The organism is Petrotoga sp. HWHPT.55.6.3, from assembly GCF_002895495.1.
Taxonomy (GTDB): domain Bacteria; phylum Thermotogota; class Thermotogae; order Petrotogales; family Petrotogaceae; genus Petrotoga; species Petrotoga mobilis.
In genome coordinates this window covers 76,209-98,186 of record NZ_AZRJ01000009.1, presented here as the reverse complement: position 1 = coordinate 98,186, position 21,978 = coordinate 76,209, and the positions used below count along the sequence as shown (strand labels likewise).

The window sequence follows — 21,978 nt, the reverse complement described above, 5'->3', positions numbered from 1 at the left end:
AATAAAATATGAACAAATAATTAAATAATCTGGTATCATTTGGAGGAACATCAAATATACCAGATAAGAAAGAATACCCAAATTCTTGAAACAGATATTGAATATAACAAAGTTGATATTTATTAATTAAGTGAGCCTGATGTAATTAAAAATAAAATGGGTTATATAAGGAAAAGAATCGTAAAATTGCTATTTGTTTAAGAATTGAGCGAAAGTGTTGGGGTTTTGAGTGAACAGTTATATAAATTCTGGCAGCAAAAAAGAGGTGAAGAGAATGTTTAAACCCGATCAACCAATTGAATCATCTAAAGATGATATTTTAGGCAGAGCTTCATTTGCTCAAGCCCTAGGTGATGCTATTCTTAGTTATGAAGGAAAAGATAGTATCGTAATTGGGCTTTTCGGTGCGTGGGGATCAGGAAAAACCTCTATAATTAACATGGCTTTAGAGCATATTGAACTTATTTCAAAAGACAAAAGTGATGACGAGAAACCAATTGTTGTAAGATTTAACCCCTGGAATTATTCCGATCAAAACCAGCTTATTACTCAGTTTTTCAGACAATTATCAATAGTGCTCAGACGACCCGATTACGCAAGTGAGGCTAAAAAGGTAGGAAAGAGGTTAGAAACATATGCTGAAATTTTTGAACCATTTACAGTAATACCAACTGTCGGACCTATTGCAAGGATACTTTCTAAAACTTTTAAAAGTATCGGAAGTGCTACAAAAAGTCTGAGCGATCTTAAAGCAAATGATTTAAACACTATAAAAGCAGATATTAATAAGCTACTAGGTGAACAGAATCATAAAATTGTTGTTGTCATCGATGATATAGATCGGCTTAATAATACTGAAATTAGACAAATGTTTCAATTAGTCAAATCCTTAGGAGATTTTAAAAATACGATATACCTGCTTGCCTTTGATAAGAATGTTGTTATAAATGCCTTGAAGAAAGTTCAAGAGGGTTCAGGTTCAGAATATTTAGAAAAAGTGGTTCAAATACCTTTCGAAGTTCCGCTAATTTCGGAAGACGAAGTAGAGGATTTATTGAAGCGTGAAATTAACGAATTAGTCAATGACGTACCAGTGGAGAGATACGATCAAGAATATTGGTGGGATATATACCATAGCGGATTTAAGGATTTCTTTAGAAACATAAGAGACGTTACACGTTATTTGAACACACTACGTTTCAGCTTTGGAATGGTAAAGAACGAGGTAAATATAGTAGACTTTCTTGCTATTACAGCCATTCAGGTTTTCATTCCTGAAGTTTACTATGAAATAAGAGACAATAAAGATCTTTTCATGGGGGTATACCCTTATTATGGAAGGTCTGATGAAAGTAAAAAGAAAGCAAAAAAACATTGCGATGGGATAATTAGTAGAGGGAAAGTTCTTCCTCCAGAAGTTTTAAAAGATTTGTTGAAAAAGCTATTCCCAAAACTTGAATCTATTTACGGCAATAATAACTTTGGTCAGGAAGAGTTGAGAAATTGGAGAAAAGATTGTCGAATTTGTAGCCCCGATATTTTCGACATGTTCTTTAGGCTTTCTCTTCCAAAAGGAGAACTCTCCCAAAGAGAAATTGAGAGAATCTTGTCGTTAGGAAATAATTCTGAGCCGTTTGCCCAAGCACTTTTAAATCTAGAAGAGGAAAAGGTATCAAGGTTTCTTGAACGGTTAGAGGATTATGCTCTAAGTGATGCCTATATTCCTAAGGAAAATATAGAACCTATTATTACTGCTCTGATGGATGTAGGTGATTCGTTACCCGAAGGCGATTTAAATATATCTGGCCTATATGCGAAACTCCACCGGCTATTCGACAAACTCAGTCATCATTTTGAAAGCTATGATAAGAGATTCAGCATGTTCAAACGAGCAATTGAGAAAAGTACAAAGAGCTTATATACTATCGTTCATGAGATAAGCTTACAGAAAAAACCGTTTGGAAAATATAGATCCCAAGAAAATTTAGTTTCCACAGATGAACCAACTGTAAAATTGGAACAATTTGAAGAATTGAAAAAACTTGCCTACAACAAGCTTCAGATTTGGGCTAAAGATGGCAAATTAGCAAAGCACAAGTATTTGGTGTATATTCTTTTAGAGTTGAAAGAATGGAAGCCAGAAGGAGAAGTAGAAGTAGAAGTAGATAAGTTAGTGAACGATATGATAAAGAGCGATGATGGCTTGATTGATTTTATTACTAGCTTTTTAACGCGGGTCTCTCCTCACAATAGTTCAGATTCTCAGGAAAAAAGCCATTGTCGAATTGATGGAAGTATTGAGAATTTTGTAGACCTAAAAGAGATAGAACCACGAATAAGAGAGATATTCAATTCTCCAGTCTTTGCACAGTTGGAAGATAAAAAGAAACTTGCAATTGAAACGTTCTTAAATGGAAAAATAAAAGATACCTTTTAGATGCAGAGTTGAAACATCATATAATACAGTATAAAAGCTATTGATTTATCTCTGTTGAACTCCCTAGAGGTCTTTTCTGGTTAGTTCCATATCGAATGCCTCCATTTTTTCTTATCCTTTCCCCAAAAGAATCTAGGATATGATAACATTTCAAAGACTCGAATTATGATCTAACCATTCTTTTTCACGGACATCTAATATTATCTAATGCGGGTTTAAAGTCGAAAAATATGGTATAATTAATAATGGGTAGATTATCAGACTCACTCGTAACATTAATGGTATTAAAAAGATGGTTAAAAAGTGGCTTTTTGGAGTTTCTAAAGGTATCAAATAACTCTCAAAAGGAGTTGTGAAGTATTATGAATAAAAAAGTAATTGGTTTAATAATTTTAGTAATGTTCTTCTTAGCGCTTACTGTAAATGGGGCAGAAAATGAAACAAAATGGGAGGTTTTTGTCAGTAAAGATGAAATGACAGGGAAAGAGGTTGGGTATGCAATCTCCCCTTCAGTTACTTCAAGCCGGAAAATGGAAAATGAGGTATCAGCTAAGTTAATAGTAGCATATAATGGTGAATTTGAAATGGCTTTTATATCCTTTAGTGATATTCCACTTCTTCAAGGTACTTCAATTGGAGATGAATGGGACGAGATTATACATACAAGAATTAAATGGGATGATGAAGTAGAACCTGTTACATTACTTCACGAGTGGGATTCACCTGCTTTCCTTTTCAAAGAAGATGAAGAGATTGTTTCTAAAATTATTAATTCAGATACTATGATGCTTGAGTTGAATTGGTATGGTGAGGGAAATGTTTATTTTCAATTTCCTTTAGAGGGAGCAGATGAGGCAATTGATGAAATACATAAGAAGATTCCCAAAGATGAAGCAAAGTGGAGGGTTTATGTCAGTAAAGATGAAATGACAGGAGAAGAGGTTTGGTATGCAATCTCCCCTACAGTTACTTCAACCCAGAAAATGGAACATGAGGTATTAGCTTGTCTAATTGTAGGTTATAACGGTGAAATTGAATTGGTTAATATCTGGTTTAGTCTGATTCCAAATCTTCAAAATAGTTTAATTAATGATGGATATGATATTATACGTACAAGAATTAAATGGGATGATGAAGTAGAACCTGTTACATTACTTCATGAGTGGGGTTCATATGCTCTCATTTTCGCAGGAGATGAAAAAGATTATGTTTCTAAAATTATTAATTCAGATACCATGATGCTTGAGTTGAATTGGTATGGCGAAGGAAAAGTTTATTTTCAATTCCCTTTAGAAGGAGCAGCCGAGGCAATTGATGAGATACATAACAATTTTTCCGAATAAAAAGCAGCAGAAAAAAAGTAGGAGAACCCAAATTCTCTATTCCGTCTCCTTTTTTTTATTTTATTGGCTTTAAAGCTAATAATAATAGAAGTGTTTTCTATTATTATTAAGAATTAAAGAGTAAATCTTTAGAAATAACCATTGAAAATCTATTATTCTTTTTTAGTATCAGAATTCGGTTAGCCATAGCATATTATTCAGAATCATTATAATTACCAGTATTTCTATTATTTTTTCCAAATTTTGGCCAAGGTGAGTCTGCTAATCCACCACTATTTCCTTCTATTGCGTATAACTTACCATCTCCCGACCCAACATAAATAGTGCCATCACTTCCTATCGCTGGGGATGATCCAACATAATCTTCAGTCTCAAAAGACCATTTCTTTCCCTCATCATTACTTGGCCCAAAATAATTTTTGTGATAATTAACTTTTATTATTTTATCTAATTCTTCATTAAGAATGAATTCTAATAAATCAGTATTTTTTCGTACTTTTACTATATTTTTTATTTTTAGCGATTCATACTCATTATAATAATAGGAGTAACTATCACTTAAATTTTCACCATAAGAATAATCTAACGCTAATAAATATTGATTTACCAAACCATACTCATTCATTTCTGTTTTTCTTTCTTTAAGAACATATCCTTTAGACTCATTATCAAAATGGTATAAAGATATGATTTTCATGTTTTCTCCCAGCATGTTGTATTGAGCAGCCATACAAGCATCACCCAGTATTTTATGTATATATCTTAGTGGTTTATACATTTCCACCTTCAACACTATTTCATCTTCTGTTTGATTCAAAGACGAATTTATTGAATTACCGCTTATTTTTTTGGTTAAAATAAATTCATTTTCAATATAATTAAAAATAAGTAAATCCATGTGTAAGTTACCAGAACCAGCACCTGAAAAACTTATTATTAATGTATGTGGTCTTTTTAACTCATCTATTGCTATATGTTCAACAAAACTATATTCCACATAGTCTATATTTTCATTTTCTAAAATCTCCATTATGTTTACCTCATTTTTAAATGAATTATTCTGAAAAGAAAAAATTTTATTATAATTTAAGAAATTATACGTTACATCTTTTCCTATATAATACTTTTTCCCATTATCTTCTCCCAAATATCTCACTTCTATTGCATCACCATAAGGATCACTTAAAAATTGAATCACCACAGAATCATCTCTTTTTTCAAGTATATATTCCTGATTTAGGCCTACATCTAAAAAAGAGACAAAATCATCTACATTATTAATAATTGGATTATAATCACTATTTTCTATATTGTTAGAAAATCCAGAAAAAGTAGTAATAAAAATGCATAGTAAAGCTAAATATTTTTTCATCTTTCTTCCTCCTCGTATAATATGTATGGATATGAAACTTAAAAAATGTACTAAAAATCCGTCTTTTAATCTTTTTATTATTTCTTTTGTTGAGAATATCTAAGAATTCAAAGTTTTTGTTAATTATACCACATAAATCCTATTAAAATAATTACATTTCGATGACAATTAAACATGACCCCGAACGGATGGTAAGAATTCACAGTTCTCTTCCAAAAAGTGTGGGCAGAAAAAATAAAATATGAACAAAAGACTAAATAATCTGGTATCATTTAGAAGAACTCAAAATATACTAGAAGAGTGATACTAGCTAAGAAAAGAACAACATAAATTCTTTGAACAGATAGTGGATATAACAAAACCAGCTTAGATAACGAAGATAACATTCTATAAATTCTAGGTGTTCAATGTGTCAAGTGGTCAATTTGATATAGTGAAAATAAGAGAGAATAAAGATTACATTCTTCTCTTGAGAGAATCAAAAAACTATCTTTCAAAAAAAGGGGGTTTTAAGAAATGAAAATATCAAGAATGTTTTTATTATTGGGGTTATCGTTATTTTTAGGATCGTTTTGTTTTGCACAATCTGAAAACATAATAGTTGCCGTAGGATTAGAAGGGCTAGACATATTCGAGGTTAGTGATCCAACAGAACCAAAGCAAGTTGGACATTACGGAACATTAGGATTTGCATTCGACGTTTATGTAAAAGACAACTACGCATACGTGGCAAATTGGACAAACGGCTTGGTGATAATAGACATAAGTATTCCTACAAATCCAAAAAAGGTAGCGGCTTTCGACACAGCGGGTTATTCAAGTGGTGTTTATGTAAAAGGTGATTACGCCTATGTAGCAGATGGATATAATGGCTTGATGATAATAGACGTAAGTAACCCCATAGAACCAAATGAATTGGGACATTACCCCTCAGCAGCTTTCACACGAGGTGTTTATGTAAAGGATAACTATGCTTATTTGGCAAATGGTCATGGTCTGCTGATAGTAGACGTAAGTGATCCAAGAATTTCTAAAGAAGTGGGGTGTTTCGCAACTGCAGGTATGGCAGTGAATGTTTATGTAAACAATAATTACGCATACGTAGCAGATTGGATTAATGGATTGATGATAGTAGACATAAGCAATCCTAGAGATCCAAAAGAAGTGGGGAATTATGACACAGTAGATTATGCATATGGTGTTTATGTAAAAGATAATTATGCCTACGTGGCAGACGGAGTTAACGGCTTAGTGATACTGGACGTATGTAACCCTAGAGATCCAAAAATAGTGGAGCATTACTACATAGCTGGCAATGTACAAGATGTTTTCGTAAAAGGAAGTTACGCCTTCATCGCAGATAGCAAAAATGGTCTTGTGATATTAGACGTAACTAATCCTAGTGATTCAAAAGTAGTAGAGTATTACAATACAGCAGGTGAAGCAAAAAAAATTTATAGAAAAGATAATTATGCATATGTGGCAGACGGAGTTAACGGCTTGGTGATAGTAGAAGTAACTAACCCAAGAAATCCAAGAATAGTAGGGCATTACCCCACAGTAGGAGATGCAGAAGATGTTTATGTAAAAGATAATTACGCCTATGTGGCATGTGGGAGTGATGGTTGGTTGATAGTAGACGTAAGTATTCCAAAGAATCCAAAACCAGTAGGGCATTACAACGCAGCAGGTTTGACGCAGGGTATTTATGTAAAGGATAATTATGCTTATGTGTCTAATGGTTACGGTTTGTTGATAATAGACATAAGTGACTTAAGGATTCCTAAAGAAGTGGGGCATTATTACACAGCAGGTATGACTCAGGGTATTTATGTAAAGGATAATTATGCTTATGTGACTAGTTGGCATGGTTTGTTGATAGTAGACGTAAGTGACCCAAGAATTCCTAAAGAAATGGGACATTATTGCACAAATGAATCGTCTGATGTATATGTAGAAGAAGGATACGCCTACGTGGCAGATGGTAGTAATGGCTTGGTGATAGTAGATGTAAGTGATCCAACAAAACCAAAAGAAGTTGGACATTACGTAACATTAGAATTTGCATCGGACGTTTATGTAAGAGATAACTACGCATACGTGACAAATTGGACAAACGGCTTGATAATAGTAAACGTAAGTGATCCAACGGATCCGCAAAAAGCGGCGACTTTTGACACAGCAGGTTATTCAAATGGTGTTTATGTAAAAGGTGATTACGCGTATGTAGCAGATGGAGAAAATGGTTTAGTAATAGTGGATGTAAATAATCCTGATAATCCTACTCTTGCGGCTGATATGCTGTGGGTTACATTTTATGGTATTAGTGGTAATTGATTTTTTATAACATGTGTCAAATTTTTATAAAAATAAAATGAGTAATTAATAAACCAAAAAACTATCCCCCAAAGTTTTTGTCTTTTCCCCATTTATTGTGGATTGGTTTTTAAAAAATAAGCGGTAACAGAATCGTTATTATGGCTCTCAGACAATTATGTAAGGAAAGAGTATATAAACAAAGTGGAAGGGGTGAAATAGTTATGACGATAGCTGAAAAGTTAAGAAACGAAGGTAAATTAGAAGGTGAAAGAGAAGGTATTGAAAAAGGAAAACTTAAAGGTGAAAGAGAGTTCGCAATTAGAATATTAAGCAAAAGATTTGGTAACCAATTAACAGAAGAGATAAAAGACAAGATAAGAAAAGCAGATGAGAAGACGATAGATTACATAGGAGACAATTTATTAGAAATAACTATAGAAGAGCTAAAAGAGTTATTGAAATAATTTCTGAAAAGGCGCCCTTCATGGACGTTTTTTAATTAAAAATTTTTTACTAGCTTTAATAAACTTTTCTCTTTCTTCCTTTTCACAAAAATAGAAAAAGGAAGAATGGCTCCTGAGTTTGACAGTTACAAAAACGTAAGAATTAGACGTTTTTTAAGCTTTCACTAATTATACTATACAAATCCTATTAAATATCTCGATGACAATTAATTATGACCCCAAACGGATGGTAAGAATTCATGGTTCTCTTCCAAAAAGTGTGGGTAGAAAAAATGAAATATGAGCAAATGATTAAATAATCTGGTATCATTTAGAGGAAGAACATAAAATATCCAAGAAGTGATACCAGCTAAGAAAAGAACAACATAAATTCTCGAAATAGATAGTAATATAACAAAGCCAGCTTAGTTAACGAAGATAATATTTTCTAAATTCCACATGATGGAATGTATTAAGTGACCAATTTGATAAAGTGGGAATCAAAGAGAATAAAGATTACATTATTGTGGAAAAATTATATTTCAAAAAAGGGGTTTTAAGAAATGAAAAAAGCGAGAATATTTTTATTATTAGGGTTATCGGTTCTTTTAGCCTCGCTATGTTTGGCACAATCAGAAAACATAATAGTTGCCGTAGGATTAGAAGGATTAGACATATTTGATGTTAGTAATCTAACAAATCCTGTACATTTGTCGCATCTGAATTTAGAAGATGGAGCAAGGGATGTTTATTTAAAAGATAATTACGCATATGTGACTGATTGGAGAAATGGTTTGGTAATAGTAGATGTAACCAACCCAACAGACCCGAAAAAAATAAAACATTATGACACAGCAGGAGGGATAGCTGATTTTTATCTAAAAGACAATTACGCATATGTGGCAGATGGGGATAACTTGGTGATAGTAGATGTAAGTAATCCAACAGATTCAAAAAAAGTTGGGCATTACAATACAGCCGGCGAAGCCTGTGATGTTTATGTAAAAGGTGATTACGCATATGTGGCAGATTTATATAATGGCTTGGTGATAGTAAAAATAAACGATCCAACAAAACCAAGAGAAGTGGGGCGTTGCTCTACAGGAACGTTGTCTAATAACGTATATGTAAAGGAGAATTACGCATATGTACTAGATGTTTTTTCAGGTTTGGTGATAGTAGATGTAAGTAATCCTAGAGATCCAGAAGAAGTGGGGCATTACCAAGCAACCGACGAAGCCTATGATCTTTATGTAAAAGGTGATTACGCATATATTTCAATTGGAGGTTACATAGTGATAGTAGATGTAAGTAATCCTACCAATCCGCAAAAAGTAGGGGATTTCGAAATATCAGGTGTGGATTATATAAAAGATAATTACGCTTACGTAGCAAATGGAAGTGATGGTTTGGTAATATTAGACGTAAGTAATCCGACAGATCCAAAAGAAGTGGGGCATTACGACATAGCAGGCAATACAGAAGGTGTTTATGTGCAAGAAGAATACGCATACTTGGCAGATGGTAGTAATGGGTTGGTGATAATAGACGTAAGTAACCCTACTGAACCAAAAGCAGCTGGACATTGCGAGATAATAGGGGATGTAAAGAATGTTTGTGTAGAAGAAAAATACGCATTCGTAGCAGATGGAGAATATGGCATGGTGATAATAGATGTAAGTGATCCAACTGACCCAAAAGCAGTGGAAAATTTTGACACAATAGGGGTTGTAGAGAATGTTTATGTAGAAGAAAAATACGCCTATGTAGCAGATGCGGAAAATGGCCTGGTGATAGTAGATATAAGCAATTCAAAAAAACCAAAGGAAGTGGGACATTACAACACATTAGATTATGCATGGAGTGTTTATATACAAGAAGAATACGCATACGTGGCAGATAGTTATAATGGCCTGGTGATAGTAGATGTAAGTAATCCAAAATTTCCAAAAAGTGTGAAACACTACAACACGGCAGGACAGGCACAAGACGTTTATGTAAAAGACAGTTACGCATATGTGGCTGATGATAGTAATGGCTTGGTGATAGTAGACGTAAGCAATCCAACAGAGCCAAAAGAAATAGGGCACTACAACACGGCAGGACAGGCACAAGACGTTTATGTAAAAGACAGTTACGCATATGTGGCTGATGATAGTAATGGCTTGGTGATAGTAGATGTAAGCAACCCAACAGAGCCAAAAGAAGTAGGGCATTACAACACGGCAGGACAGGCACAAGACGTTTATGTAAAAGACAGTTACGCATATGTGGCTGATGATAGTAATGGCTTGGTGATAGTAGACGTAAGTGACCCTGAAAAGCCTACTCTTGCAGCTGATATGTTGTGGCTTTCATTTTATGACATTAGCGGGTACTAATTTTTTATAAAATGTGTCAAATTTTTATATAAAAAATGAATAATTAATGAACTCAAAAAAGGGGGTTGTAAGAAATGAAAAAAGCAAGAATATTTTTATTGGTAGCGGGGTTATTGTTATTTTTATCTTCGTTATGTACTGCACAAATGCCAACAGCCCCAGAAGAAGATTCAAGAAACATAATAGTTGCTGTAGGATTAGAGGGAATGGACATATTCGATATAAGTGATCCAACAGAACCAAAGGAAGTGGGCCATTACAATACAGGTTGGGCACAAGATGTTTATGTAAAAGATAATTACGCCTATGTAACAGACGGGATTAATGGTTTGGTGATAGTAGACATAAGCAATCCAACAAATCCAAAAGAAGTTGGATATTTCGATACGGGGGGTTATCCACACGGTGTTTATGTACAAGAAAGGTACGCATATATGGCAGATCCCAAAAATGGCTTGGTGATAGTAGATGTAAGTGATCCAACTGATCCAATAGGAGTGGGGCATTACGATATAGTAGGGCTGGCAGAGGATGTTTACGTAAAAGATGATTACGCATATGTGACAGATTGGGAGAATGGTTTGCTGATAGTAGACGTAAGCGACCCAACAGTTCCAAAGGAAGCAGGGCATTACAACATATGGGGGGCAGAAGGAGTTTATGTAGAAGAAGGGTACGCATATGTGACAAATGATGATTATGGCTTAGTGGTTGTAGACGTAAGCAATCCAACAAATCCAAAAGAAGCAAGGCATTACGATAGAGTGATTTCTGCAGAAGGTGTTTATGTAAAAGATAATTACGCATATGTGGTAAATGACAATTATGGCATGATTATAGTAGACATAAGTGAACCAACAAAACCGAAAGAAGTTGGACATTACCATCCAGCAGGTTGGGTGATAGATATTTATGTATATGTCAAAGATAATTACGCTTACGTGATAGATAGGGACAATGGCTTGATTATAGTAGACGTTAGCGATCCTACAAATCCAAAAGAAGTAGGGCATTACAGCATAGCAGGTTGGGCAAAGGATGTTTTTGTAAAAGATAATTACGCCTATGTGGCAAGTGGAAGTTATAGTTTGATTATAGTAGACGTAAACGATCCTACAAATCCAAAAGAAGTTGGGCTTTACAATACAGCTGGTGAAGCCCGTGCTGTTTATGTAAAAGATAATTACGCATATGTAGCAGATTGGAATAATGGCTTGGTGATAGTAGATGTAAGTGATCCAACAAATCCAAAAGAAGTAGGGCATTACGACACAGCAAATAATGCAGTAGGTGTTTATGCACAAGAAGGGTACGCATATGTGGCAGATGGTTATAATGGCTTGGTGATAGTAGATGTAAGTGATCCAACAAATCCAAAAGAAGTAGGGCATTACGACACAGCAGATTATGCAGTAGATATTTATGTACAAGGAGAATACGCATACTTGGCAGANNAGATGTAAGTGATCCAACAAATCCAAAAGAAGTAGGGCATTACGACACAGCAGATTATGCAGTAGATATTTATGTACAAGGAGAATACGCATACTTGGCAGACGAAAATAACGGCTTGGTGATAGTAAACGTAAACGATCCAACAAATCCAAAAGAAGTAGGGCATTACGACACAGCAGATTATGCAGTAGATATTTATGTACAAGGAGAATACGCATATGTAGCAGATTGGAATAATGGCTTGGTGATAGTAGACGTAAACGATCCAACAAATCCAAAAGAGGTTTATCGTCGCGTCACATTAGGGAGTGCAAATGATCTTTATATACACACTAGCTATGCTTACCTGGCAAGTGGAGAGAATGGCTTATTAGTGGTAGACATAAGTGACCCAAAAAATCCAAAAAAAGCTGGACATTATGACACAGCGGGTTGGGTATGTGGTGTTTATGTTAAAGACAGTTACGCATATGTGACAGATGACAAGAATGGCTTAGTGGTAGTAGACATAAGTGATCCAACAAATCCAAAAGAAGTTGGGCTTTACGACAGGGGATTTTCTGCAGAGGATGTTCATGTAAAAGATAATTACGCATATGTGGCAGATGGAGACAGTGGTTTAGTGGTAGTAGATGTTAGCGATCCAACAAATCCAAAAGAAGTTGGACATTACGACACAGCAGGTTGGGCAGAAGATGTTTTTGTAAAAGATAATTACGCATATATGGCAAGTGAAGATTATGGCTTGGTGATAGTAGATGTAAGTGATCCAACAAAACCAAAAGAAGTTGGACATTACGACACAATCGAGAACGCAGAGGATGTTTTTGTAAAAGATAATCACGCATATGTGGCAGCTGGTTACTTGACAGTAGATCCTGGCTTGGTGATAGTAGACGTAAACGATCCAACAAATCCAAAAGAAGTAGGGCATTACAACACAGCAGGTTGGGCAAGGGATGTTTTTGTAAAAGATAATCACGCATATATGGCAAGTGAAGATTATGGCTTGGTGATAGTTGATGTAAGTGATCCTACAGAACCTATGGGGGTTGAATATTGCAACAGAGGGGGTAGAACTTTGTCTGTTTTTGTAAAAGATAGTTATGCCTACTTGGTAGATAGGGAACCTGGTTTATTGATATTAGACGTAAGTACTCCTGGTGACTCTAAAGAAATAGGATATTACCACACAAAGAACACATATGATCAATATGTATATGATGTAGATGTATATGTAGATGAAAAATATGCTTATGTGGTAAATGGACAAAATGACTTGGAAATTATAGACATAAGTGATCCATCCAATCCGAAAAAAATAGGGGAGGTTGACACAGCGGGCTGGGTAAAAAGTATTTATGTTAAAGATAATTACGCTTACTTGGCAGACGGAGATAACGGGTTGGTGATAATAGATATAAGTGATCCTGAAAATCCTACTCTTGCAGCTGATATGTTGTGGCTTACATTTTATGGAATTAGCGGTAACTAATTTTGTATAACATGTTTCAAATTTTATAAAAAATAAAATGAGTAATTAATAAACCGAAATACTATCTCCAAAGTTTTTGCCTTTTACCCGTTTATTGTGGATAGGTTTTTAAAAAATAAGCGGTAACAGGATCGTTATTATGGCTCTCAGACAATTATGTCAGGGAAGAGTATATAAACAAAGTGGAAGGGGTGAGATAGTTATGACGATAGCTGAAAAGTTAAGAAAGGAAGGTAAAGTTGAAGGAAAACTTGAAGGCGAAAGAGAGTTCGCAATTAGAATATTAAGCAAAAGATTTGGTAACCAACTAACTGAAGAGATAAAAGACAAGATAAGAAAAGCACATGAAAAGACGATAGAATACATAGGAGACAATTTATTAGAAATAACTATAGAAGAACTAAAAGAATTACTGAAATAATTTCTGAAAAAGCGCCCTCCATTTCTTGAATCTTCGATTTTTAATTTTTTTTCAATTAGTAAGTTCAATATAAAATCTTAATCTTCAAAGGAATGTCCCCCTCTCTATTTTTATATTCTAGACACATAATTTTTTATATTCTGACAATATAACTTTGTTAAAGTTTATATTAATTATATACAATTAATTTAATTCAAAGTGAGGGGGTACCCAGATTTGATCAAAGTAGAGAATATCAAAAAATACTATGGAAAATACCTCGGAGTAGAGGACATCAGCTTTAAAATAAAAAAAGGAGAAATATACGGCCTTATAGGACCTAATGGTGCTGGGAAAACAACGACTATAAGAGCTATGATGGGTATGATTTCAATTGATGAAGGGCGAATTACAATTGGGGATAAAAACATCCCACACGACTTGAAGCATATAAAAAATAAAATAGGATACCTCCCTGGAGAAGTCAATTTTTATGAAAATATGAGAGTAAAAGATTTTTTTGATTTTAACGATAGATTTTATAAAAATATTGATAAGAAATATGAAAAAGAGCTAATAGATCTATTAGAACTTGAAACAAACAAAAAGTTCAAAGAACTTTCAATGGGAAACAAGAAAAAAGTTGGAATAATACAAGCCATTGTACACAGACCCGAGTACATAATTTTTGATGAACCTACCAACGGTTTAGACCCTCTTTTGCAGCATAAATTATATAATATTTTAGAAAAAGAAAAAGAAAGAGGTGCTACAATTCTTTTTTCATCACATATTTTATCGGAAGTTGAAAAAATTTGTGATAAAGTAGGGATAGTAAAAAAAGGAAAAATAATAAAAGAAAGTGATATTGAAGAGATATCTAAAGTATCTAAAAAAACAATTACGATCTACAAACTCAAAGAAAGAAATAAATTCAATGATTTTGAAATAGAAGAACAGACGGATTCTTTTATAACTTATCTAGTAAAAAATGATGATTTAAATAGTTTTTTTGAAATTTTATCTAAATGTTCATATGAAGACATTGAAATTAAAAGACCGTCTCTCGAAGAAATATTTATCGATTATTACAGGAGTGATGAAGAATGAACTTCAATTTATTAAAAAAAGAGCTTAAATTCACATATAAAAATACAATATTATGGTCACTGTTGTTTGTTTTATTTACCGGTATGTATATACCTATGAGTAATCAAATCCTTTCCCAGTCTAATAATGTATTAGAACTAATTAATAATATGCCCAAATTTTTACTCGAATCTTTCAACTTTAGCGAACAAATATTTACTAAACCAGAAGGCATATTCGGGTCAGAAGGTATGAGCTTTGTTTATTTATTAGGAGCTGTTTTTTCAGCGATGCTTGTGGGGAAAGTTTTTGCAGATGAATATGAAAAAGGAACCATAGAATATTTGAGCGTAAAACCAATAAGTAGATCAACTTTATACATAACTAAATTCACGAATATAATGATAAATATATTATTTTTAAACATTATTTTTACCCTTTCAGTTGTTTCTATGTACGCTATTTTTATGGAATATGAATATAATCCAGAAATATTGTTAGCTTTTGGAATATATTCGCTCACAGTACAAATATTTTTCTCTTCAATTTCTGTGATAATAAGCATACTCACCCAAAACAATTCTTCAAACTTGGGTATCTCGCTTAGTATACTAATTTTCATGTATTTTGGAGATACTATGGCAAAGACTATAGAGGCAACAAGTTGGATAAAATACTTCAGCATATTTAATTATATTCCTTTGATGGAAACCGTTTTAGAAGAAAAAATCTTTTGGGTAAATTCATTAATAATTTTGCTAATATCTTTTGGAATATATTATTTTTCTTATTACCTATTCAAAAATAAAGATATTAATGTATGAAACTTTCAATGTTTTGTATATTTTCCAACCAAACCAACTTCGTGTTTCAAACGTCTCATCTTTTTATGATTGATTATTATTCCATATTTTTCCTTAAAATACTCACACAGCTTAGTAGAACCAAGAGTTTTCAAATAAGGCTTTGAGACATACATATTGAGATGTTCCTTGATTTGCTTTAATTCTGAAATTACAAATTCATCTGGAACCTTATCACCATTCACAGTATAGCAAAAACCTCGAGTTTTAGAATTAGTATGCTTTTTCTTTGACAAAGAACTGGTATCCAAGAAGAACCTCGTTTTATAATGATAAGTGCTGGAGTTTACGTTGAACTCTTCAAAAAGATAAGAAAGAGAAACGCCGTACTCTCTATGTAGTCTATTGATATATAGGATATCCAAAATGGGTGTAGATTTGAAATCAGCATGTCTATTTTCCATCATTTTCTCTGATTCAAGTTTTTTTTACAAACTCAACTTTTTCTCTAAGAACTCTGATCTCTATCTCCTTTTCGATCACCAAATCTTTCAAAGCTTGAAGAGTTTGAGCGAGATCGGGGTATTCCATACAAAGCCGAGAAATCTCATCCAAATCGACACCAGAATTATCGTATACCACAGGAGGAACCTTAGAACCACGAGAAACTATGTAATTTTTATTGAAAGAGCCATTGAAAAAGCAAGAATAATTCTCACCAGAATCTCTAAACTTCTTAACCCATTTTTGGATATTTCTGACAGGGATGTTGTAAGTTTTACTAAGTTGAGAACAAGAAACGCCTTTTTCGACATGCTCTTTAACAACGTTGGCCTTTAACTCTGGAGGGTAAGACTTCACAAAAATCACCTCTTTTAAGAATTTATATTTATATCTATTTTACTACCATGCCCTTCAAATTTCCAAATTTCCTAAGGACCACTTGTGGGCGTTTTTCAATTAAAAATTACTGCTAATTTTGATAAACTCTTCTCTTTCTCCCCTTCAAAAACATAAAAAGAAAGAATGGATGGCTTTCTGACAATTTATTCCCGTATGATATAATATTACTAGAAACCAGAAAATAAAGGGGATGAATCTAATGAAAGTCAAAGAAATTATATTTTTAGTAGAAGAAGACCCGGAAAGCGGATATAACGCTAGGGCTTTGGGAGAATCAATATTTACAGAAGGATCGACCTTAGATGAGTTGAAAGAAAATATTAAAGATGCTATAAAATGTCACTTTGATAAAGAAGAAGATATTCCCAATATTATAAGGTTGCATATTGTAAAAGAAGAGACATTCACATATGTCTAAAGTTCCAAGAAATATCTCAGGGAAAGAATTAGCAGATCTACTCGGAAAATATAATTATAAAATTTTAAGAAAGACAGGAAGCCATTTAAGATTGAATTCTGACTATATGGGGTATTCGCATAACATAACCATACCTGATCATAAATTTCTTAAAATAGGAACGTTAAATAGCATATTAAGAGATGTTTCAGAATACTTAAAAATCACAAAAGAGCAGATGGTAGAAGAAATTTTCAAAAAATAAAAGGGGGATATTGAGTGTCAATTTTAGAGCATATTGAAAAAAATCAATGGGGATATACAACAGAAGGCATTCCAGTAACTTTGTTCACATTAAGAAACGAGAATGGAATTACGGTACAAGTAACAAATTATGGTGCTACTTTGGTTTCTTTGTACTTACCTGACAAAAAGGGAGAACTGGAAGACATAATTTTAGGATTCGATACCGTTTCAGATTATGAAAAACCCAACCCACAGAATCCATTTTTCGGCGCTACAATAGGACGACATGCAAATAGGATAAAAAACGGGCAATTCTCACTTGAAGGTAAAAATTACACCTTGGCTCAAAACAATAATTCAAACCATCTTCATGGGGGAATAAAGGGGTTTCAAAAACAGATATTTCAAGCTCTAGCTTTTACAACCGTTGAAGGACCTTCTGTTCGTTTCAAGCGTTTAAGCCATGATGGTGAAGAAGGTTATCCAGGAAACTTACTTGTAAGCGTTACTTACACCTTAACCAACGATAATGAATTAAAGATTTCTTATACCGCAACTACTGATAAAACCACTATTATAAATTTGACAAATCACAGTTATTTTAATTTAGCAGGAGAAGGCAGAGGAAATATTTTTGATCACCAGTTAGAACTTTTTGCTAATCATTATACACCTGTAGATGAAACGCTAATACCCACAGGAGAAATAAAAAGTGTCAAAGACACACCCTTTGATTTTACAGTCCCAAAAATTCTTGGAGAGGTACTCAAAGATTTGAAAGATTCTCCGTTAGAAGGAATAGATCATAATTTCGTATTAAACAAGGAAAATAGCAAAATATCCTTAGCTGTAAGGTTGGTTGAACCCACAAGTGGAAGAGTGATGAAGATATACACAACAGAGCCTGGAATTCAAGTTTATACAGGTAATTTTGTTGATACTTATGGAAAAGAAGGAAAACACTACGGAAAATATTCTGGAATAGCCTTGGAAACACAGCATTTTCCAAACTCTCCAAACCAGAAAAACTTTCCTTCCACAATTTTAAGACCCTCAGAAGTGTATTCTTCAACAACAATTTACAAATTTTCTATCGTGAATTAGAGAAAATTTAGGTTTTCTAAAGCTAGTAAAATAAATTGTTTCATGGAGGTAAAAGTATTGGATATAATCAAAACAATAACAGAAGATCTGAACATAAAACTATTTCAAACTGAAAACACTATAGAATTATTAAATGAGGGAAACACTGTACCTTTTATCAGCAGGTATCGAAAAGAAAGAACAGGTAATTTAGATGAAGAAAAGATTAGGCAAATAGAAGAATTATTTAAATATTATCAGAACTTAGAAGACTACAAAAAAACTGTCTTAAAAAGCATCGAAGAGCAAGGTAAATTAACAGATGAACTAAAAGAAAAGATCATCAACACCAAAAAAATGACTGAATTGGAAGATCTGTATCTTCCTTACAAAAAAAGGAAGAAAACCAATGCAGACAAAGCTATAGAAGCTGGTCTTGAACCTGCAGCAAACAAAGTGTTGTTAGGTAATATCAAATCTTTAGATGAATTAGAAGAATTTGTATCTGAAGAATACGACAATATTGACAAAGTGGTAGAAGGTATTTCCTACATAATAGGTCAAACCTTTGCCCATGACAAAGACAATCGGGAAAGTCTAAGAAAGTATTATGAAAAATTCGGCAAAATTCACTCTGAAAAAAAGAAAGAGTTTGTCGAAGAAGCCACCAAATACGATATGTATCATGAATTCACTCAAGAAATTTCAAAAATCCCAAATTACAGGGTTCTAGCTTTAAACAGGGGCGAAAAAGAAAAAGTTTTAAATGTAAAATTAATTATTGATGATGAGTGGCTTGATAGAGAAAAATCTAAATACAAAACAGGAAATGAGATCTGTGATGAAATAATATCCAAAGGTTTGAACTATGGATTCACAAATATGTTAAACCCATCAATAGAAAGAGAAATAAGACAAAATCTAACAGAAAAAGCAGAAGAAGGGGCGATAGATCTCTTTGCCAAAAACCTCAGGCAATTATTACTAACTCCTCCTTTAAAAAATAAAAGGATCTTAGCAATTGATCCTGGTTTCAGAACGGGATGTAAAGTCGTGGCATTAGATGAATTGGGAAATTTTCTGGCTAACAATACGATATACCCCGTTCCTCCACAAAACGATGTAGAAAACTCAGAGAAAATTATGATGAATTTAATTCAAAAGTATAATATAAATCTAATAGCTATAGGCAACGGGACCGCCTCACGAGAAACTCAACAATTCGTTGTTGACTTAATAAAGAAAAATAAGTTAAATCTTAAGTATATATTCGTTGATGAATCTGGAGCTTCTGTTTATTCTGCTTCTAAGTTGGCAAAAGAAGAGTTTCCAGAATACGATGTTACCGTTCGAGGAGCTATAAGTTTAGGGAGAAGGATCCAGGACCCTCTTGCAGAATTTGTAAAAATTGACCCGAAATCTATAGGTGTTGGGCAGTATCAACACGATGTCAACCAAAAAAAGTTGAAAGAAAAGCTCGATGCAACTGTGGAAAGCGTGGTTAACCTCGTTGGTGTTAATTTAAACACAGCCTCATATTCTTTATTAGAATACGTTTCGGGAATAACAAGTAGCCTTGCAAAGAAAATTGTCCAATACCGCCAAAAGAATGGCTCATTCCAAAAAAGAGTTGATCTCTTCAACGTAAAAGGCTTTGGAGAAAAAGCCTTTGAACAAAGTGCAGGATTTTTGAGAATAATAGATGGGGAAAACCCGTTAGAAATGACGGGAATACACCCAGAAAGTTATGAAGCAGCAGAAAAATTAATAAATATACTTGGCTACACCTTGGATGATTTAAAAATCAAAGAAAAATTGGACCCCTTGAAATTAAAAGTTTCGCAACTTTTAAACGAAAAAGAAAATCTTAAATCAATATCCGAAAAATTGGAAATTGGGGAATATACACTGATTGATATACTTAAAGAACTTCAAAAGCCTGGCAGAGACCCAAGGGATGAAATGCCTCAACCTCAACTTATGGATGATATTCTAAAATTTGAAGATCTTAAAGAAAGTATGAGATTATCAGGTAAAATAACAAATATTACTGATTTTGGTGCTTTTGTGGATTTGGGAATAAAAGAAAACGGCTTGATTCATAAGTCAAACCTTGCTGAAAAATTTGTTGCTCATCCTACGGATATTGTACAAATAAACGATATCGTGGAAGTGGAAATAATAAACATTGATAAAACAAGAAGAAGAATTGGTTTAAGACTAGTAAACATAAAAAAATAAAAACTTTATCTTTATTTTGAGATTTTGAGCGTCCTTTTTTATGGACGCTTTTTTATTTATTTCTTAATAATATTTCACTACTAAATTCAAAATATATACCTTTATTTTTAACCTAAACCCCAAATAATCTGATAAAATATTGATAAGGATAACGAATTAATTTTAACATTAAAGGTGATAGCAAATGAAAATCAAAGATACAGGAAAAGTTGACGTTTTAAAAACATCCATTTGGAAAGCTTTGTTTACTTTAGCCTGGCCAATCATTTTGACAAATATGATGCAAGCGATATATAATATAACTGATGCTTATTTTTTGGGAAAATTGGGTCCTTTGGAATTGTCTGTTCCTACTGTAATTTGGCCGCTGATCTTTGTTTTTATATCTTTTGCCACAGGTTTTTCCTACGCTGGAACCTCTTTGATAGCTCAATATACAGGATACGGTGATCAAAGAAGAGCTGAAAAATCGGCAGCGCAAACCATTTTGGTAATGACTTTTGTGGCTTTATCCATTATGGCAATAGTTTTGATCTTTAGCAAACAACTATTATCTCTTCTACGATTAGACGAAAATATATTTGAACTCAGTCACACCTATCTAAAAATAATGGCATTTAGTTTGCCTTTCAGCTTTTTAATGCAAACTGTGGCAGGTATATTTAGGGGATGGGGAAATTCATTTATAGCCTTGAAATACAACGGTATATCAATATTGTTGAATGTGGCCCTTGATCCTCTTTTCATTTTTCAATTCAATTTAGGCGTTTTTGGTGCTGCTTTAGCAACTATGTTATCTCAAGTTATAATGTCCGTTGTATTCCTAATTGTATTATTCAAAGGTAAAGAGGGTTTTAAATTACACACCAAAGATTTTGTTCCTGATCCAAAACTTATAAAAAAAGTTCTATCGGTTGGCTTACCTTCTTCTATTGGTGAATCTTTTACAGCTATTGGATTTGCTATAATTATGGGAGTTATAGCGCAATTTGGACCTATTGTTATTAGCGGATATGGAATTGGAAATAGAATGAACAATTTAATAACGATGTTCGCAATGGGAATATCCTTGGCAACGGCTACGATGACAGGTCAATACGTGGGTGCTAATCAACCTGAAAAGGCTGAAGAAACCGTTAAAAAAGCTTCTTTGGCAACTTTACTGATCGTTGGAAGTGCTTCAATGGTTATGTTTTTATTTGGACACAATATAACAAAATTTTTCATAAATGACCCTGAAGTAATTAAAGTAGGAGAGGAATTTTTTAGATATGTTTCTTTCTCACTTCCATTCTTCTCTTTAGTTTCTGTTTTTCTTGGTACTTTAAGAGGTACAGGGCATACGATTCAGTCGACCATTATCGATATCACTCGATTGTGGGGAATAAGGGTACCCTTGGTTTTTTTCTTTGCGGAGACTCACGGTTACATAGGTGTTTTCATAGCGATGATAATAAGTAATTTCTCTGCCCTTTTATTAGCCTTAGGTTTTCTAATTTTTGGTAACTGGAAAAGACCTGTAATTGAAGAAGCTTCACAAAGAAATGCTTAATATAGTCAACAAAGGGGGA

18 protein-coding genes are annotated in these 21,978 nt (G+C 33.4%); 15 read left to right on the top strand and 3 right to left on the bottom strand.

Annotated elements, in window-relative coordinates; translation table 11 throughout:
• Positions 1–274: 274 nt before the first annotated feature.
• A complete protein-coding gene (locus tag X926_RS03685) occupies positions 275–2,437 on the top strand; it encodes a P-loop NTPase fold protein (RefSeq protein ID WP_103065055.1) in 2,163 nt (720 codons plus the stop codon).
• A 362-nt stretch (positions 2,438–2,799) separates the two neighbouring features.
• Positions 2,800–3,780: a hypothetical protein gene (locus X926_RS03680; RefSeq protein ID WP_103065054.1), complete on the top strand. Its 981-nt coding sequence runs from the start codon at positions 2,800–2,802 to the stop codon at positions 3,778–3,780.
• A 193-nt stretch (positions 3,781–3,973) separates the two neighbouring features.
• Here X926_RS03680 and X926_RS10230 read toward each other — a convergent pair whose 3' ends face one another.
• Positions 3,974–5,152 (bottom strand): PQQ-binding-like beta-propeller repeat protein, encoded by a 1,179-nt coding sequence (locus tag X926_RS10230; RefSeq protein WP_199171170.1) that lies wholly within the window; start codon positions 5,150–5,152, stop codon positions 3,974–3,976.
• Positions 5,153–5,668: 516 nt separating this feature from the next.
• On the opposite strand from X926_RS10230, the gene X926_RS03670 reads away from it, so the two are divergent.
• The 8 genes from X926_RS03670 (at position 5,669) to X926_RS03635 (ending at position 15,558) form a co-directional block, all read left to right on the top strand.
• Positions 5,669–7,489: an LVIVD repeat-containing protein gene (locus tag X926_RS03670; RefSeq protein ID WP_103065053.1), complete on the top strand. Its 1,821-nt coding sequence runs from the start codon at positions 5,669–5,671 to the stop codon at positions 7,487–7,489.
• A gap of 203 nt (positions 7,490–7,692) precedes the next feature.
• Positions 7,693–7,935 carry a hypothetical protein gene (locus X926_RS03665; protein WP_233186670.1) on the top strand — a complete coding sequence of 81 codons (243 nt, stop codon included), beginning with the start codon at positions 7,693–7,695 and terminating at the stop codon, positions 7,933–7,935.
• A gap of 542 nt (positions 7,936–8,477) precedes the next feature.
• Complete coding sequence (locus tag X926_RS03660) at positions 8,478–10,295, top strand: LVIVD repeat-containing protein (protein WP_103065052.1); 1,818 nt, start codon at positions 8,478–8,480, stop codon at positions 10,293–10,295.
• Positions 10,296–10,369: 74 nt separating this feature from the next.
• A complete protein-coding gene (locus X926_RS03655) occupies positions 10,370–11,758 on the top strand; it encodes a hypothetical protein (protein WP_103065051.1) in 1,389 nt (462 codons plus the stop codon).
• Complete coding sequence (locus tag X926_RS03650) at positions 11,731–13,245, top strand: LVIVD repeat-containing protein (protein ID WP_369973673.1); 1,515 nt, start codon at positions 11,731–11,733, stop codon at positions 13,243–13,245. Before X926_RS03655 ends, X926_RS03650 begins: the two co-directional genes overlap by 28 nt.
• A 202-nt stretch (positions 13,246–13,447) precedes the next feature.
• A complete protein-coding gene (locus tag X926_RS03645) occupies positions 13,448–13,666 on the top strand; it encodes a DUF4351 domain-containing protein (protein ID WP_103065049.1) in 219 nt (72 codons plus the stop codon).
• Between the two features lie 216 nt (positions 13,667–13,882).
• Complete coding sequence (locus X926_RS03640; RefSeq protein WP_103065048.1) at positions 13,883–14,755, top strand: ABC transporter ATP-binding protein; 873 nt, start codon at positions 13,883–13,885, stop codon at positions 14,753–14,755.
• Positions 14,752–15,558, top strand: a complete 807-nt coding sequence (locus X926_RS03635) for an ABC transporter permease subunit (protein ID WP_103065047.1) — start codon at positions 14,752–14,754, stop codon at positions 15,556–15,558. Before X926_RS03640 ends, X926_RS03635 begins: the two co-directional genes overlap by 4 nt.
• 5 nt (positions 15,559–15,563) lie before the next feature.
• Here X926_RS03635 and X926_RS03630 read toward each other — a convergent pair whose 3' ends face one another.
• Complete coding sequence (locus X926_RS03630; protein WP_123821327.1) at positions 15,564–16,004, bottom strand: IS3 family transposase; 441 nt, start codon at positions 16,002–16,004, stop codon at positions 15,564–15,566.
• Positions 16,005–16,014: 10 nt separating this feature from the next.
• Entirely contained in the window at positions 16,015–16,398 is a 384-nt protein-coding gene (locus X926_RS03625) for a transposase (protein WP_158245188.1), read from the bottom strand.
• A 241-nt stretch (positions 16,399–16,639) separates the two neighbouring features.
• Between X926_RS03625 and X926_RS03620 the strand changes: the two genes are divergently transcribed.
• The 5 genes from X926_RS03620 to X926_RS03600 all read left to right on the top strand — a co-directional run bounded on the left by X926_RS03620 (position 16,640) and on the right by X926_RS03600 (position 21,959).
• Entirely contained in the window at positions 16,640–16,858 is a 219-nt protein-coding gene (locus tag X926_RS03620) for a 2-oxoisovalerate dehydrogenase (protein WP_103065044.1), read from the top strand.
• Positions 16,851–17,102, top strand: coding sequence for a type II toxin-antitoxin system HicA family toxin (locus X926_RS03615; RefSeq protein WP_103065043.1), 252 nt, complete (start codon positions 16,851–16,853; stop codon positions 17,100–17,102). The genes X926_RS03620 and X926_RS03615 overlap by 8 nt, the downstream gene beginning before the upstream one ends.
• A gap of 14 nt (positions 17,103–17,116) precedes the next feature.
• The gene (locus X926_RS03610) at positions 17,117–18,187 is read left to right on the top strand and encodes an aldose epimerase family protein (protein ID WP_103065042.1); all 1,071 of its coding nucleotides are present in this window, start codon (positions 17,117–17,119) and stop codon (positions 18,185–18,187) included.
• Between the two features lie 57 nt (positions 18,188–18,244).
• Entirely contained in the window at positions 18,245–20,407 is a 2,163-nt protein-coding gene (locus X926_RS03605) for a Tex family protein (RefSeq protein WP_103065041.1), read from the top strand.
• Positions 20,408–20,591: 184 nt separating this feature from the next.
• On the top strand, positions 20,592–21,959 hold the full coding sequence (locus tag X926_RS03600; protein ID WP_103065040.1) for an MATE family efflux transporter: 1,368 nt from the start codon (positions 20,592–20,594) through the stop codon (positions 21,957–21,959).
• Positions 21,960–21,978 lie beyond the last annotated feature (19 nt).